We start from the raw sequence: 13,894 nt of genomic DNA on the forward strand, positions 1-13,894 counted from the left end.
GGGTTACTCCATCATCTTTTCAATTGGTAATACAAGAATAGAACTTGCACCAAGAGCTTTTAACTTTTCCATTGTTTCCCAGAACAAATTTTCAGCACTGACTAGGTGTACCGCTACGCGGGTTTTATCTGCAGAAAGTGGTAATACGGTTGGGTCTTCCGCGCCTGGCAATAGCGCTGTAATTTGAGGCAACTTCTCTACTGGCGCGTGCAGCATGATGTATTTCGATTCTTTCGCTTGTTGCACGCCATTCATACGAGTTAATAGGCGGTCAATCAAAGCTGCTTTATCTGGTGCAAATTCACCTGTGCGTTGAATCAGTTTCGCTTTCGATTGAAAAATCACTTCCACTTCTTTCAAGCCGTTTGCTTCAAGTGTAGCGCCTGTTGAAACTAAATCTGCAATCGCATCTGCAAGGCCTGCGCGAGGAGCAACTTCCACCGAACCAGTGAGCATACAAGTGCTGAAGTCAATACCACGCTCAGCCATGTACGCTTTAAGAAGTTGAGGATAAGTGGTTGCAATACGTTTGCCTTTAAGATCCTGTGGACCGTTGTATTCCACATCTTTATCAATGGCGATAGAAAGACGACAGCCACCAAAATCCATACGACGAAGGTCAATAAAATCGCTTGGCTGGTTTAGAGCAATGCGGTCATAGCGAGTTTCTTCTAAAACGTTCTCACCCACAAAACCTAAATCAACCACGCCATCCATGATCAAACCCGGGATATCGTCATCACGAACAAGAAGCAGGTCAATTGGCATATTTAGTGAATGAACCACTAAGCGTTCACCCATCACGTTAAACTTAACACCACACTTTTTCAGTAAGTCTTGGCATTCTTCACTTAAACGACCTTTCTTCTGGACAGCAATTCTTAGGCGTTGTGTTTGCATTACATTCTTCCTTCGTAAAATATTGAAATCTTTAAGTTTTAATTAAGCTAGATAGTAAAAAACCCTTGGGAGATTGGTCTCCCAAGGGTCTAAAATCTTAAAAATACTTTGATTTAACCACCGGGAGTTTCCTGTCTCCCGGGTATGCGTACATCTCCCGAAAGACTCTTAGGGATGATGGTGATGATGAATGTTCATTACAAAATTACGCATACTTAATTACACCGAATGTGTTCACTGGATTGCTTTCAACACTATCTAAGCTCGTCTCATTTTTCAACAAAAAATTTCACTTTTTGTAATCTTTTTCTAGCTACCGTCTTTCAACCACAAAAAAGGAGGCCTTAGCCTCCTTCAATATTCTACATTTTCAAATACTAAGCAGCTTTACAGCTCACCATCTTTGATTTCGCCAGTGTGCTGAAAACAAAGCACACTGCAATGAATGCTGCCGTAGAAGCTGCTAGAGAAGCTAGCACAGATAGAGTCATACCAAGAACAACGAAACCAACACAAGATACACCCGCAACAGCTAACGCATATGGAAGCTGAGTAGAAACGTGGTCAATGTGATTACAACGAGCACCTGTCGAAGACAAAATCGTTGTATCTGAAATTGGTGAACAGTGGTCACCAAATACTGAACCCGCTAATACCGCACTTAACATTGGCAGCATTAAAGCGATTTCCGTTGCGCCAGCCATATCGCCTGCAATTGGTAACATGATACCGAACGTACCCCATGACGTACCTGTTGAGAACGCCATAATGCCTGACAGTAGGAACAAAATAACTGGCAGCCAGTGTGGGTCAATATTGCCTTGAGCTAGAGATGAAAGGTACGCGCCCGTTTTCATGTCACCGATAACTGAACCAATCGTCCATGCAAAAACAAGGATTAAGATCGCACCAAACATCGACTTAGCGCCGATCCAAAGCGTACGTGCAATTTCAGTGATCGCGATACCTTGCTTAACTACGGTAAACATCGCAACAGCTAAACCCACTAAACCACCGTAAATCAGTGACGTACCAACATCGGTATTTTCAAACGCACCAAGTACATTGAACGACTTGCCATCGGCTACCAGTGCTTGTCCGCCTGTGTAAAGCATGGAACCGATGGTTGCAATGATAAGTAAAACGATAGGGTAAATAAGGTCTGACACCTTACCCTTTTCGCTTTCACGAATGTCAAGTTCATCGTTTAAATCACGCGCTTGTTCGTCATTCTCAGACATATCATCATCGAAACCTTGGCCCTGAGAAGCATTGATTTCGTGTTGGCGCATCTGACCGATATCCATTTGGAACCAAACAACGGCGAACACCATTAATAGCGCAAATACCGCATAGAAGTTCATAGGAACCAAACGAAGGTAAGCACCAAGCGCAGAATACTCAGTGATACCGTGTGATACTAGAATGCCACCAATGATGGTCATAATGTATGCACCCCAGCTGGAAGCTGGCATAACAACGCACATAGGTGCCGCTGTTGAATCTAGGATATAAGCTAGTTTAGCGCGTGAGACGTAAAAACGGTCAGTAACAGGGCGAGAAATTGAGCCAACCGCTAAGCTGTTGAAGTAGTCATCAACAAAAATGAAAACACCTAAGAATGCAGCCAATAGCTTAGAACCACGCTTGCTTTTTACGCGAACCTGAGCCCATTCTGCAAATGCTCGAGTACCACCAGAAAGCGTCAATAACGCAGTCATCATACCCAACAGCAATAAGAAGCCAACTATACTCATGTTCCAAGTATTCAGACCGCCATCTTCAATGAAGACGTTTTTAACTTTCGTGCCGATATAACCAATCGCATCACCCACTGAATAATCAGCAAGCAATAAAGCGCCAAGTGCGATACCCATACCTAAAGAAACCAGTACGCGGCGAGTAATAATAGCGAGGCTCAACGCCACTAATGCTGGGATTAGCGACAAAGGAGACGATGCAAAATCTAATAAATTCATGATCTTCAAAAACCAGTAATATTTCGGTTAGAGATCTACTGCAGACAAATCACATCGAAAAAATCAATGCGATTAATGTTGAACTAAGCGAAAGGGAAGTGAACACTCCACCCAACCCTACAGTAGCGCTCCATAGTTTAACAACAATATAGACTATGGCAGTGTTGCCCCTATTCGATGACAACCCCAGCTAGCAGCTTGATGGACTCACTAACTTCGGCGATATGGCCTTTCTCCAGTATTCATTGGCATCACCCCAATACTGGATACTATTCAATATCGCTCCTCTACGTCGGAGATAAGAAATTTCTTACACAATCTAAATTGTGTAATTATTAAACACACTCCGCTTTAGGTGGCGCTTATTGTACTTAACAAATTCATCAATGCAACATTGAATTTGATTTTCGTTACATCTGAAATTGAATACAGCGTGAATGTAATTTCATAATAAACATGTATAAAGGGACTATTCTTTACAACAATAATTGATTACGTTCATTCAAGTAACCTGACGATTTAAATCTAATATGCTTTCTCGCTTTATAGAGTTTTAGTTTATCAGAAAAACTAAAACTCTATAAAATGGGATGATTTTTTTATTATTTACACTATTATTACGTTAATCATATTGTCAGAATAAATAAGTCAGTTTAGTATTGGCTCGTTAATTATTTAATTAAACAGGATTAAGAAATGTCGGAAATCACTAAAACTCTATTAAATATTCGTAGTCTACGTGCATTTTCACGCGATCTAACTTTAGAGCAACTTGAAGAAGCGCTTGATAAATTAACGATCGTTGTAGAAGAGCGCAGAGAATCTGAAGAACAAGAGCAAGCAGCTCAAGCTGAACAAGAAGCAAAATTAGCAGCAATTGCTGAACAAATTGCTAGCGAAGGTATCGATATTGAAGCATTAATGTCGGCACTAGCAGGTGAAACTAAATCTAAATCAAAAGCGAAGGGTAAACGCGCACCTCGTCCAGCGAAATATAAATACATGGACAATGGCGTTGAAAAAACATGGACAGGCCAAGGCCGCACACCTTCAGCAATTCAAAAAGCTTTAGATGAAGGCAAACCTCTAGAACAATTCGAAATTTAATTTTCTAGTTTTCTGAAAAAGGCTCCGAATAAGGAGCCTTTTTTATTAACGTTATTCAGTCTAATCAAAAGTTCATTGCAATTATGAATTGATTTATCTTTCCCAGTATGCTTCTTCTAAACTATCTTCACGCTCAGGAAGACCACGAGATAAACGTGGAGAATGCTGAGCTAGCACTTCGTAACTTACACGGTTTGCATATTTACAAACTTGTGAGAAAGATGAATATGTTAAGAAATTATGCTGATGTTTACTTGAGTTTGGCACATTACCTTTGTGGTATTTATTTGCTGCCATATCATGAAGCAGTGCTGATAAAGCAGCATCGCCTGCCCCATTGGTATTCGTAATTTTCTCTGGCCCCCCCATATATGGAGATATATGAGAATAAACTCGAGTCGGATTTTCGCAGCTATTTTTGGTTGCAGGTCTACTAAATTCAAAGCGATTAAACTCAGGTATTGAACCCGGTAATAATGGTAAAGAAGTCTCTCTTTTACTTTCTTCTTCGGTATAACCAGCCATATATAAACCAACAGGACCTGCAGTACATAAAACTAAATCAACCCAATCTAACGCTTTATCTGATGCCATTAAAGGATCAGTTTCTTTGGTTAATGCTTCCGCTTCGTCTTCATTCATTGCAACAACTGAAACATGATCTCGTAAGAATTGCTGCCAATATAGAGGATCATCTTGAATAACGAATTTCGTTCCTAGTGTTAATACCACTGGCACGTCATATTTCTTTGCATATTCTATTGCGCGCATTGTGGCTTGTGGCATCGGATCACCATCTTTACAGCGAACTAAATATGCAGTAATCACCAAAGCAGAGGCATTCTTAAATATTTTCTCAGGAATACTGTCTGGGTGAAGTTTATTCATTTGACCTTCACTAATTGCAAAAGTTCGTTCTCCGTCTTCTGTAATTAATGCAAAGCAACGCCCAATCGCACCATCAACACCTTGCAGATAATTTAAATCCACACGACTAGATGTATTACATAAATAGCGATAACCGTAGCTGCCAATTTTAATATCTTGGCTCATTACACCGAGAAGCGTAGAACGATCATCTGCTAGCACAGAATAATTGTGCAATGTATTTCCTATGGTTCCGCCAGCAAATTCATTTTTGATCAGTCCGTTTTGCTTTAGCTCGTTATACAAAGCTTCAGCAGTTTGGTCATCTATGACTAATGAATGTCCTTTGCTTAATCCAAAACGTTCAATAAGTTCAGAATCCACTCTTGCTTCAATATCAACCAGTGTCTGATCAATACCAATAATGTGTGTGCGCGATAACTTCTTATTATCTTGCGCTTGGATAACTAATGGATCACGTGCATTGACTGGAAAGTAATGCTTTGACTTACGTTGGCCAGGAAATTTCATAACGTTTAAATAGGTGCGTGAGAAGAAAAGAGCCGGAATTTTACCTTGCGTGTAATAAGGCAGCAACTCAACTAAAGATAGCAAACGTTTTCGTTTAAAAGTTTTTTACACAACTCTTTTTTACAACGATAGTAGATAACGATTACATTTCCATTTAGCGTATCAATAAACCGAGATTGCTGTTTAATTGCACCAATTTAGAAGTGTGATTGCAGTCTCGGATCTGTCCTCAAAAAAGTCTTTCTGTTAGAATCTGCGTCCAAGTCAATCAAGTGGTATTAAGTCATGTCAGATAACCGCAACGCAAACAGCCAAAAGAAAGTCATTGTAGGCATGTCAGGTGGCGTTGATTCTTCCGTTTCAGCATATCTTCTTCAACAGCAAGGCTACCAGGTAGAAGGCCTTTTCATGAAGAACTGGGAAGAAGATGATAACGAAGAATATTGTACAGCAGCAGAAGATCTTGCTGATGCTCAAGCTGTCTGTGACAAACTTGGTATCCATTTACACACTATTAATTTCGCTGCGGAATACTGGGACAATGTGTTCGAATATTTCCTAGAAGAATACAAAGCGGGCCGCACTCCGAACCCAGATATCCTTTGTAACAAAGAAATTAAGTTCAAAGCATTTTTAGAGTTTGCAGATGAAGTGTTAGATGCAGACTACATTGCTATGGGCCACTACGTTCGTCGCACCTTTACAGAAGACGGTGAAAAGCCACAAATGCTACGCGGTAAGGACAACAACAAAGACCAGAGCTACTTCTTATATACTCTGAGCCACGAGCAAGTTGCACGAAGCTTATTCCCTGTTGGGGAACTGGAAAAGCCAGAAGTTCGACGTATTGCGGAAGAACAAGGTTTAATCACAGCGAAGAAAAAAGATTCAACTGGTATCTGTTTTATCGGTGAGCGCAAATTTACAGACTTCTTATCTCGCTATTTACCTGCTCAACCGGGTAAAATCGAAACTCCTGAAGGAAACGTTATTGGTGAACATCAAGGCCTTATGTACCACACATTAGGTCAACGTAAAGGCTTACATATTGGTGGTCAAAAAGGCGGCGGTGGTAATGAAGACCCATGGTACGTAGCAGAGAAAGATCTCAAACGTAACGTGCTTATCGCAGTGCAAGGTGCAGACCATCCGTTATTGAAGTCTTATGGCTTGATGGCATCGCAACTACACTGGGTAGATCGTACTCCGGTTAAAGAGGCGTTCCGTTGCTCAGTGAAGACACGTTACCGTCAAACTGACATCCCTTGTACTGTTATCCCTGTTGATGACAACAACATCAAGGTAATGTTTGATGACCCACAAGTAGCCGTTACCCCAGGACAGTCTGCTGTTTTCTACCAAGGCGAAGTATGTCTAGGTGGCGGCATTATTGAACAACGTATTTGTTAGGGTCTGTGACCAAAGGAGTATTTACGTGGCTAACACAATTTATGACCGAACGATCGCATTTGCAGGAATTTGCCAAGCTGTCGCTTTAGTGCAAAAAGTAGCGAAAGACGGTTACTGTGATTCAGACGCGTTTGAAACTTCACTGCGAGCTATTTTGTCGACCAATCCAAGTAACACTATTAGTGTATTTGGTAACGAAGCTGATTTGAAAGTTGGCCTTGAATGTCTCGTTAATGGTATTGATAGCACGCCAACAGGCAGTGCTATCACTCGCTATATTATTAGCTTGTTAGCTCTAGAGCGTAAGCTTACTAACCGCAGAGATGCCATGTCTCAACTTGGCGATCGTATCCAAATGATTGAACGTCAAGTAGAACATTTTGATTTGCTTGATGAACAGATGATCAGTAACTTGGCGAGTGTGTACCTAGATGTGATTAGCCCTATTGGCCCTCGCATCCAAGTAGCAGGCACCCCAACGGTATTGCAGCAAACATCTAACCAACAAAAAGTACGTGCGCTACTATTATCTGGTATTCGTTGCGCAGTTCTTTGGCGCCAAGTAGGCGGTCGACGTCTCCACCTTGTTTTCGGACGTAAAAAAATGGTGGATCAAGCCAAGATTCTACTGGCCAGAATGTAATCGTTAGCTCGCACAATGCGAGCTAATTTTTTTGCTCCACATTTTCGAGTAGAACAAACCTTGCGCAAACGTTTGCGCAATATTCGTGACAATTGCCAATGATACTGGTATAAAGCACACGAAATTTAGAAACCAATTCAGGAGAACATCATGGAACTGTCAGCATTGACTGCTGTTTCACCAGTAGACGGCCGTTACGGCAGTAAAACTATTGCATTACGCAGTATTTTTAGTGAATTTGGCTTACTTAAATACCGTACTATCGTTGAAATCCGCTGGTTACAGAAGCTTGCAGCAACAGCTGAGATTGCAGAAGTTCCTGCATTCAGTGAAGAAGCAAACAAATTCCTTGATAGCGTTGCAGAAAACTTCAGCGAAGCGGATGCACAACGTATCAAAGATATCGAACGCACAACTAACCACGATGTAAAAGCGGTTGAGTATTTCCTAAAAGAAAAAGTAGCTGGCGTTCCTGAGCTTCACGCAGTTAATGAGTTCATTCACTTTGCATGTACTTCTGAAGACATCAACAACACTTCTCACGCTCTGATGCTTAAAGAAGCACGTGATACGGTTATTCTTCCTGAAATCCGTAACATTATTGATGCAATTCGTGGTCTAGCGGTTGAATATCGTGACATCCCTCTTCTGTCTCGTACACATGGTCAACCCGCGTCTCCGTCAACTATGGGTAAAGAGATGGCGAACGTTGCATACCGTATGGAACGTCAGTACAAGCAGATCGCGAACGTTGAAATTCTTGCGAAAATCAACGGAGCAGTTGGTAACTACAACGCTCACCTTTCTGCATACCCAACACTTGATTGGCACAAATTCAGCGAAGAGTTCATCACTGAATCTCTTGGCGTAACTTGGAACCCATACACAACTCAAATCGAACCTCACGATTACATCGCTGAGCTATTTGATGCTGTGGCGCGTTTCAACACAATCCTTATCGACTTTGACCGTGACGTTTGGGGCTATATCGCTCTGGGTCACTTCAAGCAAAGAACGATTGCAGGCGAAATTGGTTCTTCAACCATGCCGCACAAAGTTAACCCAATCGACTTCGAAAACTCAGAAGGTAACTTGGGTCTAGCGAACGCTGTATTTACTCACCTTGCACAAAAGCTGCCTATTTCTCGCTGGCAACGTGACCTTACTGACTCAACAGTACTGCGCAACTTGGGTGTGGGCGTAGGTTATGCAATTATTGCTTACACCTCTACTTTGAAAGGTATCAGCAAGCTAGAAGTTAACCGCGAAGCGCTATTGGCTGAACTCGATAAGAACTGGGAAGTTCTCGCTGAGCCAGTACAAACCGTTATGCGTCGCTACGGTATCGAGAAACCATATGAGAAGCTAAAAGAGCTGACTCGTGGTAAGCGTGTAGATGGCGAAGCAATGCGCAACTTTATCGATGGTCTAGAACTGCCTGAAGAAGAAAAAGCGCGTTTGAAAGAAATGACGCCAGCAAGCTACATCGGTCAAGCAATCGAGCTAACTGATAAGCTATAAGCTGTTATTAGAATAATTAAGGGAGGCTCTGCCTCCCTTTTAATTTGCCATGCGTTTATTTATTGACTCTTTCGAAGAACAGCGTTACCTGCCCCACTTCAATACCAAATTTTTTAATCTTGGTGATGTTAAAAACCCGAGTCTCATCGTGTCTGTATAGCCAATCATCAAAAGTGACTTCAACTTCACCATCGTCTGTTTTTAACAAAAAGTCATACTGCCACTGAAGTGCGTTGCCCACTTCCTGCCCTACAGCATCACCAATCACATCATCGGCACGTCCAATATAAAAACCGTTTGAAGAGCGTTGAATAGCCCACACTCGTTGGCTCTGTTCACCATCGGCAAAGATAAAATCTTCCGTCAGTGTTAGCGTATTACCCAGCACCTTTCCCTCTATGTCGACTTCAAAACGCCGAGTCTGTTTATCGGTGTAATCTTGCACCATACCCCAAGCTTTGGTTGTACCGTTGAAGTAACCAAACAAGTCAAAATTAGGCTCATTTTGCTTATAATCCGCAAGCTCGGCACTGCAACCAACCAATGTAGCCAACAGTACCGTATAGAAAAACATTCTGATCGGTTTCATGGTCTGTTCATCCCTAACAATTGCTCTCTCAAATGCTGATATTCCGTCTTAGGCGACAGCCAAATCGCCAAAAATGCATCGTTGAGCGACTCATCTGAAATTGTACCCACCACTTGTTGCTCTCCATTTTGGGCAATGTAGGTAAACTCTCCTGCACTTCCATCAGTGACGTAAACCAACTTCTCTCCTGTTTTTACACTGGGGAATATTGTGTTGAGTGTCGGAATCCAGACATCAATTTCACCTTGGCTATAACCTTGTTTTTGCCACTGTTCTTCAGTCGCTTCTATTAATTGTTTGTTACTGATGTCTCTCATATACCGAATTTCAAGCGCGACTGGATGAGGAGAAATATCCCCGACCTGCTGATACACACCATTGGGCGAACGAAGCTGAGAAGAGTAAATATCGAGCCACAACCATGATAAGGTCGCCTGCCCGACAATTGGCCATTGTTGCCACTGACCCATCACCTCTTTTGAAAGACCCGCCGAGTTTGCGCTAGCGCTGACGAGTACTGTTTGCATCAGGAGTGCTGACGTCAGAAGCATTGTTCGAAGTTGAGTAATCATTAGTAAACATCCTCATGATTAACCAAGTTACACCACACCATTGCAGGGCAATAAACAACAAAGCCCCAGCCAGAGGTAATGAAAATTCAACAGCTGAAAATCGATATCCAGCCCAATAGCTTAGTGCTCCACCTAAGCCAACCAAAAACATGACCCAAACTTTCGGGTATTGCGCTAATTTAGGCACCCACTCTCTTGCATACCAGACGAATACAAACCAAAGCACCGCTAGCCATAAGGGGACGTGGGCGCTTTTGAACACTAGCAACCCTACTGCGCTGTTAAACGAGTCGAGTGCGACTCCTCCAATCCCCAGCAGAAGAATTTTGCCTATGTCCTCTTGCCTGCTATATGCCGCGTAACACAACGTGACCACACCGAACCCCAAAGTCAGCCACTGCCAGCTCTCTTGTCCTAGCACCGCCAGAAACCAGATGAGCTGGAACCAGAGTGAAACGACAAATAGGCGGTTCAAAATTAGCCTCGTTGAAGCGTCATGTGGATTGTGCTTATAGATCGTGCATTAAAGCCGCCCTCGCAATAGCAGAAGTAATAACGCCACATACGAATAAAACGTTCGTCATACCCCAAGAGTGATACTTGCTCTAAAGACTGTTCAAAGCGCAATCGCCAATCTTTTAACGTCTGGGCATAATCCAAACCCATGTCGAACACATCTCTGGTTATAAAATCACTGTACTGTGTAGCCGTTTGAGTGAGAACCGTCACCGATGGTAAGAAGCCGCCCGGAAAGATGTATTTCTGAATAAAATCAACGTTATTGCTGTAATAATCATAACGTTGGTCTGCGATAGTTATCGCCTGTATTGCCATCAGTCCTTTCGGCTTCAAAAGTGACTGACACTTTTTGATGTATGACTTGAGATATTGTTTCCCAACCGCTTCAATCATCTCAATTGACACCAATTTGTCGTACTGCCCTTCCAACAAACGATAGTCTTTTTTTAGCAAGGTGACACGGTCACCTAATCCAGCTCGTTCTATTTGCTCTTTCGCATAACTGAATTGTTCTTCAGATATGGTGGTAGTAGTAACCTTACAACCATAGGTTTGTGCCATGTATATCGCCATCGCCCCCCAACCCGTGCCAATTTCTATCACGTGGTCAGTTGGTTGGAGTTCTAACTGCTGACAGAGACGATCCATTTTATTGAGCTGAGCTTGCTCTAGAGAGTCATTTGGCGAGGTGTATAAAGCACTTGAATAGAGCATTCTTTTATCAAGAAAGGTTTTATACAGCTCGTTGCCCAGATCGTAATGCGCTTCGATGTTTTCTTTGGCTTGATCGATAGAGTTTCGATTAAACCAGTGTCCCAATTTATACGCCCATTGAGTCAACCAACTGCTGCGTTTTTCAATTCTGTCCAACGCAGTCATGTTTCTTGCCATCAACTCCATTAATGCCGTTAAGTTAGGGCTATCCCACCAGCCGTCCATATACGCTTCTGCCGCTGCAATGCTGCCACCTTTCAATAGGCGAGCATAAAAATCTGGATGTTTAACCCAAATAACCCCATGTGGCTCGTCTTGTTTTTTATGACCAAAGTTTTGCTGATTTGAGGTCTGTTCGGTAAAAGACTCCACAATCGTTAAACTACCAACATCCAAGTACTGCAAACATTTAAATGCAACGTTACGAGCACTTTTCTGCCACGCAGATAAGCTGATTGGCATATCCATGGAAGTCACATTTAGCATTGCGTATTCTCCTTACTACGATTGTTCTCTTTCTTATTGAATGTGTTCGGATGGTCGTAAATTGGTACACCCTTGACCCACAGTTTTAGTGCGTGCCAATAAATTCCTAATGTCACTTTTACCGCCATGATTGGCGTTTGAACTAACAACAAAAGTAAGCGCTGGGTTGAAAAATCTTTAGCCTTCATCGCCAAGGTAGCATCGAACGCTTTTCCTTCCCGATGACACTCTAAATGCACCATTAACGACTCATTTAACGGTTTCAATTTCCAATGATATTGCTGATCTATTGGGTTGAACGGCGACACATGAAATGCTTTGTCATGCTGCCAGTTTTTTCCATCATCTCCTGTATCTGCGGGAATTGCGTAGTAATGGCGTTCATTCCATGGCGTATTGCTTACTTCCGCTAGCAGATAACGCCATTCTCCTTTCATGTCATAAAGATAGTAAAAATTTACTGGGCTGAAATAGATACCCAAATATCTCAGGTGAACAACTGCGAGAACTTTTCCTTCTACGCGCTCGCCCGTTAACTCAAAGACTTTGTTCTGTACCGACTGTTTGAAGTCACCATCACCCAGATAATCTTCACGGCGCAACCTCGCCCAATGCCACCATTTTTCTCCAAGTCCCCATACCTTTTGAGATAGTTCTTTCCATTCGTCCAAATCAATACATGGCATAAATAAGGAATAGGCCAGCTCATGTCTCTTAGGTGTATAACGTCTGTGTCTTACACTCCCGACCAGTAGCCGACTGTTAAGGGCTGACATTATGCTGCCCCTTTCATCTTAGCTTGATTGGCTTGTTCGATATTGGTTACCACGTCCAACGCACTTCGTACGCCATCCTCATGGAAGCCATTGTGCCAATAAGCGCCGCAGAACCATGTATGATTCGCTCCACTGATTTCTGACTTACGTTGCTGGGCTTGTATCGACTCTTCCGTAAATACGGGGTGGTGGTATACAAAACTGCGCAGAATCTTAGTTGGGTCTATATATTCCCCACTGTTTAGAGACACACAGAATGTCTCTGGCGCGTCAATATGCTGCAATATATTCATGTTGTACGTGAGTGAAGGTAAATGAGAGTCTTGCCCTTCATCACCTCTTAGCCAGTAGTTCCACGATGCCCACGCCGCTTTTCGCTTCGGCAATAATCGCGTATCAGTATGAAGAATGACTTCATTAGCTTGATAACCAAGCTGAGACAGAATTTGCTGTTCTGGTTCGCTCGCATCTTCCAGCATGGAAAGTGCCTGATCACTGTGACAAGCAAAAATCACTTCATCAAACCACTCCGTTTTCCCCAAACTTGTCACTTCAACACCACCAGCCACACGCTTAACTTTGTCCACTGGCGAACTGGTGCGAATTTTTTCTTTGAATCCTTTGGTTAAAGGTTCTATGTAAGAGCGAGAGCCACCTTGAATGACATTCCATTTCGGGCGATTACTAATATCCAACAAACCATGATTGAGGAAAAAACGAAGGAAAAAAGTTAAGGGAAAAGCTCGCATATCCGCTAAAGACGATGACCAAATTGCCGCGCCCATAGGAAGAATATAGTTTTCACAGAAGTAGTGAGAAAAACCGTGATAGTTAAGAAACTGCCCAAGTGTTTGTAAATTTATTTCCGAGTCTTTGGCTTCTTGCTTTGCCAATTTATTAAAACGAAGGATCTCCGAAATGAAGTGATAGAAACGAGGGTTCAACCAGTTACGCTTTTGGGCGAACAATGTCATTACCGTATGACCGTTGTACTCAAGACCCGTTGCATCATTGCGCACACTGAAGCTCATCTCGGTTGGCGTTGTTTCCACGCCCAACTCACCCATCAACTGAATAAAATTGGGATAAGTGCGATCGTTATAAACAATAAAACCAGTATCGACGGCGTATGTTTCACCATTTAGCTCAATATCCACAGTCGCTGTATGCCCACCAATATAGTCATTAGCTTCAAATACGGTAATGTCATGTTGCTGGTGTAAGTAGTAGCCGCAAGATAAACCAGAAATACCAGTGCCGATAATCGCAATCTTCATCTT

13 protein-coding genes, 1 riboswitch and 1 other annotated feature are annotated in these 13,894 nt (G+C 42.5%); of the genes, 4 read left to right on the forward strand and 9 right to left on the reverse strand.

Annotation, left to right across the window (positions count from 1 at the left end):
• Positions 1-3: 3 nt before the first annotated feature.
• Positions 4-900 carry an ATP phosphoribosyltransferase gene (gene hisG / locus G5S32_RS09015; RefSeq protein WP_165311702.1) on the reverse strand — a complete coding sequence of 299 codons (897 nt, stop codon included), beginning with the start codon at positions 898-900 and terminating at the stop codon, positions 4-6.
• A 53-nt stretch (positions 901-953) separates the two neighbouring features.
• Positions 954-1,090, reverse strand: a sequence feature (His leader region).
• Positions 1,091-1,277: 187 nt separating this feature from the next.
• The gene (locus G5S32_RS09020) at positions 1,278-2,879 is read right to left on the reverse strand and encodes a Na+/H+ antiporter NhaC family protein (RefSeq protein WP_165311703.1); all 1,602 of its coding nucleotides are present in this window, start codon (positions 2,877-2,879) and stop codon (positions 1,278-1,280) included.
• A 115-nt stretch (positions 2,880-2,994) separates the two neighbouring features.
• A riboswitch (Lysine riboswitch) is annotated at positions 2,995-3,177 on the reverse strand.
• Between the two features lie 398 nt (positions 3,178-3,575).
• Here G5S32_RS09020 and G5S32_RS09025 point away from each other — a divergent pair.
• On the forward strand, positions 3,576-3,986 hold the full coding sequence (locus G5S32_RS09025; RefSeq protein WP_165311704.1) for an H-NS family histone-like protein: 411 nt from the start codon (positions 3,576-3,578) through the stop codon (positions 3,984-3,986).
• Between the two features lie 93 nt (positions 3,987-4,079).
• Here G5S32_RS09025 and G5S32_RS09030 read toward each other — a convergent pair whose 3' ends face one another.
• Positions 4,080-5,384 (reverse strand): inosine/guanosine kinase, encoded by a 1,305-nt coding sequence (locus tag G5S32_RS09030; RefSeq protein ID WP_165312760.1) that lies wholly within the window; start codon positions 5,382-5,384, stop codon positions 4,080-4,082.
• Between the two features lie 285 nt (positions 5,385-5,669).
• On the opposite strand from G5S32_RS09030, the gene mnmA reads away from it, so the two are divergent.
• The 3 genes from mnmA to purB all read left to right on the forward strand — a co-directional run bounded on the left by mnmA (position 5,670) and on the right by purB (position 8,958).
• Positions 5,670-6,794 carry a tRNA 2-thiouridine(34) synthase MnmA gene (gene mnmA / locus G5S32_RS09035; RefSeq protein ID WP_165311705.1) on the forward strand — a complete coding sequence of 375 codons (1,125 nt, stop codon included), beginning with the start codon at positions 5,670-5,672 and terminating at the stop codon, positions 6,792-6,794.
• 25 nt (positions 6,795-6,819) lie between these two features.
• Entirely contained in the window at positions 6,820-7,437 is a 618-nt protein-coding gene (gene hflD, locus G5S32_RS09040; RefSeq protein WP_165311706.1) for a high frequency lysogenization protein HflD, read from the forward strand.
• Positions 7,438-7,587: 150 nt separating this feature from the next.
• The gene (gene purB, locus G5S32_RS09045) at positions 7,588-8,958 is read left to right on the forward strand and encodes an adenylosuccinate lyase (protein WP_165311707.1); all 1,371 of its coding nucleotides are present in this window, start codon (positions 7,588-7,590) and stop codon (positions 8,956-8,958) included.
• A 55-nt stretch (positions 8,959-9,013) separates the two neighbouring features.
• Here purB and G5S32_RS09050 read toward each other — a convergent pair whose 3' ends face one another.
• Genes G5S32_RS09050 through G5S32_RS09075 form a run of 6 tightly spaced genes read right to left on the reverse strand, consistent with a single transcriptional unit; the run spans position 9,014 to position 13,891 of the window.
• A complete protein-coding gene (locus G5S32_RS09050; protein ID WP_165311708.1) occupies positions 9,014-9,547 on the reverse strand; it encodes a DUF3833 domain-containing protein in 534 nt (177 codons plus the stop codon).
• Positions 9,544-10,074 carry a chalcone isomerase family protein gene (locus G5S32_RS09055; protein ID WP_165312761.1) on the reverse strand — a complete coding sequence of 177 codons (531 nt, stop codon included), beginning with the start codon at positions 10,072-10,074 and terminating at the stop codon, positions 9,544-9,546. Before G5S32_RS09055 ends, G5S32_RS09050 begins: the two co-directional genes overlap by 4 nt.
• Positions 10,049-10,594 carry a DUF2878 domain-containing protein gene (locus G5S32_RS09060; RefSeq protein WP_165311709.1) on the reverse strand — a complete coding sequence of 182 codons (546 nt, stop codon included), beginning with the start codon at positions 10,592-10,594 and terminating at the stop codon, positions 10,049-10,051. Before G5S32_RS09060 ends, G5S32_RS09055 begins: the two co-directional genes overlap by 26 nt.
• A gap of 2 nt (positions 10,595-10,596) precedes the next feature.
• A complete protein-coding gene (locus tag G5S32_RS09065) occupies positions 10,597-11,838 on the reverse strand; it encodes an SAM-dependent methyltransferase (RefSeq protein WP_165311710.1) in 1,242 nt (413 codons plus the stop codon).
• Positions 11,832-12,614, reverse strand: coding sequence for a DUF1365 domain-containing protein (locus G5S32_RS09070; protein WP_165311711.1), 783 nt, complete (start codon positions 12,612-12,614; stop codon positions 11,832-11,834). The genes G5S32_RS09065 and G5S32_RS09070 overlap by 7 nt, the downstream gene beginning before the upstream one ends.
• A complete protein-coding gene (locus G5S32_RS09075; RefSeq protein ID WP_165311712.1) occupies positions 12,614-13,891 on the reverse strand; it encodes an NAD(P)/FAD-dependent oxidoreductase in 1,278 nt (425 codons plus the stop codon). The genes G5S32_RS09070 and G5S32_RS09075 overlap by 1 nt, the downstream gene beginning before the upstream one ends.
• Between the last annotated feature and the right edge of the window lie 3 nt (positions 13,892-13,894).

The organism is Vibrio ziniensis, from assembly GCF_011064285.1.
GTDB lineage: Bacteria > Pseudomonadota > Gammaproteobacteria > Enterobacterales > Vibrionaceae > Vibrio > Vibrio ziniensis.

Coding starts and splice junctions, on each gene's coding strand:
- G5S32_RS09075 (WP_165311712.1), bottom strand. CDS start 13,891: ATGAAGATTGCGATTATCGGCACTGGTATTTCTGGTTTATCTTGCGGC.
- mnmA (WP_165311705.1), top strand. CDS start 5,670: ATGTCAGATAACCGCAACGCAAACAGCCAAAAGAAAGTCATTGTAGGC.
- hisG (WP_165311702.1), bottom strand. CDS start 900: ATGCAAACACAACGCCTAAGAATTGCTGTCCAGAAGAAAGGTCGTTTA.
- G5S32_RS09030 (WP_165312760.1), bottom strand. CDS start 5,384: ATGAAATTTCCTGGCCAACGTAAGTCAAAGCATTACTTTCCAGTCAAT.
- G5S32_RS09020 (WP_165311703.1), bottom strand. CDS start 2,879: ATGAATTTATTAGATTTTGCATCGTCTCCTTTGTCGCTAATCCCAGCA.
- G5S32_RS09050 (WP_165311708.1), bottom strand. CDS start 9,547: ATGAAACCGATCAGAATGTTTTTCTATACGGTACTGTTGGCTACATTG.
- G5S32_RS09065 (WP_165311710.1), bottom strand. CDS start 11,838: ATGCTAAATGTGACTTCCATGGATATGCCAATCAGCTTATCTGCGTGG.
- G5S32_RS09055 (WP_165312761.1), bottom strand. CDS start 10,074: ATGCAAACAGTACTCGTCAGCGCTAGCGCAAACTCGGCGGGTCTTTCA.
- G5S32_RS09070 (WP_165311711.1), bottom strand. CDS start 12,614: ATGTCAGCCCTTAACAGTCGGCTACTGGTCGGGAGTGTAAGACACAGA.
- purB (WP_165311707.1), top strand. CDS start 7,588: ATGGAACTGTCAGCATTGACTGCTGTTTCACCAGTAGACGGCCGTTAC.
- G5S32_RS09025 (WP_165311704.1), top strand. CDS start 3,576: ATGTCGGAAATCACTAAAACTCTATTAAATATTCGTAGTCTACGTGCA.